The 1,974-nt window shown below is 69.3% G+C and carries 3 protein-coding genes; all 3 read left to right on the forward strand.

Features of this window, described 5'->3' with window-relative positions:
* The first annotated feature begins 639 nt into the window (after positions 1–639).
* Positions 640–951: a hypothetical protein gene (locus CCO04_RS28095; RefSeq protein ID WP_215817490.1), complete on the forward strand. Its 312-nt coding sequence runs from the start codon at positions 640–642 to the stop codon at positions 949–951.
* A 24-nt stretch (positions 952–975) separates the two neighbouring features.
* Positions 976–1,281: a hypothetical protein gene (locus tag CCO04_RS28100; RefSeq protein WP_215817491.1), complete on the forward strand. Its 306-nt coding sequence runs from the start codon at positions 976–978 to the stop codon at positions 1,279–1,281.
* 274 nt (positions 1,282–1,555) lie between these two features.
* A partial coding sequence (locus CCO04_RS28105; RefSeq protein ID WP_215817492.1) for a hypothetical protein occupies positions 1,556–1,974 on the forward strand: 419 nt, incomplete at its 3' end.

Genomic DNA, 1,974 nt, shown 5'->3' on the forward strand with positions numbered 1-1,974 from the left:
CCGGCGCCGAGCTGGACCGAGCAGATGCCGAGGATGACGAGACCGACCGCCACACCCAGCGGCGGGCCGTGGGCCGCGCCGGCGCCGTCCTGTCCCGTCACCGCTGCGTCACCCCTCGGTGCGGCGAGGGGCCGTGCTGGCGTGCTCCTCGAATGTGGGGAGAGGAGGAAGGCACGCCAGCACGGGAGGGACGGACGAACGGCGGGACCGATCCGACCGCGGCGAGGGACATGGGGACATCACCGAGGTCTCCGCTCGACCAACCAAGGAGACCCTGGGACGGAGCCGCCCTTACGTCACCTGGAATGGGTACACCCTCCGTCGGTCGACTTCGTTGGGACCTGGTTCGGCCGCGCCGGCGTGCGCTGTCCAGCTGGAGAGGAGTACGCACGCCAGCGCGGGTCGAGCAACAGCACCAGACGCTCCGTCCGTGCGTGGACACACGAAGCACACCGATGCGGTCACCTGAGGTGACCCGCAGGCTCGCGTCCGCTTACGCCGCCAGCGGCCGGCAGCGATCACGTAACGAAGGTCGTCCACGAGGGTCCCCTCAGTAGCAGCGGTCCAGCGCGTTCTGGGGGGGAGCGTTGGACCGCTGACTCGAACAGATTCCCTTTGCCGGAAGGATCGACAGCCGCCATGACTTCTCAGCTGTGGAACAAGGAAGACGACGGAGCCGCTGACGCCTTCCTGCACGCCGTCGCCCATGCCCACCTCCGGATCGCCCAGACCGAGGAGGAGCGCGAGAAGCGACTCCCCCATGTCGTGGTGTGCACCGACGCCGGGACCGGTCACTACTCGTTGGACGGTCCGTACGCCGACGCCGCGTCCGCGGCGCAGGCTGCCCAGGAAGAGCGGCAACGGACCACCGACGACCTGGGCTTGACCTTCACCACGATGCCGATCTATCCCCCGCTCGAGAGGGATCAACCGACGTACGGCTCCGCCTGAGGAAGCGGCGGGAGAGGCAGGCTCATGTTCTCGGCACACGCCCACCGGTTCGGGGGCGGAAGGTGGAAACGCAGGCAGACGACCGACTTCGACGCGGTCGCCCTGACCCGCCTCACGGATCTCCTCGATGTCTCGGTCGGTTCGGACGACGTCCACTACCTCGTCGTGTGCCGCGACCAGCGAACGGGCACGGCGTCCTACATCGGCCCCTACCGCGAACGTCTCGAGGCACTCGCGGCCGCCGTGCAGGAACAGTCTGCGCAGGATCCGACCGGCCGCCGTCTCTGCTTCGACGTCGCACCGGTCCGCGTCGCGTCTCCGCCGTCGTAAGGGCGTCGGCCTGCCGGGGTCTCCTCCAGATAGACGGGGTGCGCAACCGGGGGGTATGCGCACCCCGTCGTCAGGGACCGTTCACAACGAGGAGCCTCCAGACGTGGGTACCGATCAGGCTGCCATCCGGACATCAAGCAAGAGGGCACTGCGATTCAGGGAGCGCGGCCGCCGGTTGGCGGCACTGGTCGTCGCAGCGACGGCCGTGACCCTGCCGAGCAGCCTGCTGTCCGCACCTGCGGACGCTGCCCCCCTCGCACTGACCATGTCGGCCGTGACGGGTGCGGTCTCGAACGTCGACGGGGTCAAGGAGACCTCGGTCGACTGCATCAACTACGACCCCGCCGCCGGTACGGCGTCCGCGGACGAGGTCGACGTGGCGTACGGCCGTGCCGGCGACGAGGACTGCCCAGCGACGCTCGACCTCTCACAGCAGAGCGGCGTGGGCTTCGACGCCAGCGCGCCGGGCAGCGTGACCGCGGGACAGCCGTTCCTGCTGGCCTCGATCATCCACTACAACAACCCCATCTTCGGCCTGGACTACCCAGACGACCAGCGGTCCGGCTACATCGCGGGCACGCTGACGCTGCGGCTCGGTGACTTCCAGGGCAACCCGACGGTCGCCTACCCCTGGCTGCTCGAGGAGACCGCGAACTCCGGCGACTGCCCCTACGGCGCGACCGACGGCGTCAA

Source organism: Pimelobacter sp. 30-1 (genome assembly GCF_018831735.1).
GTDB lineage: Bacteria > Actinomycetota > Actinomycetes > Propionibacteriales > Nocardioidaceae > Nocardioides.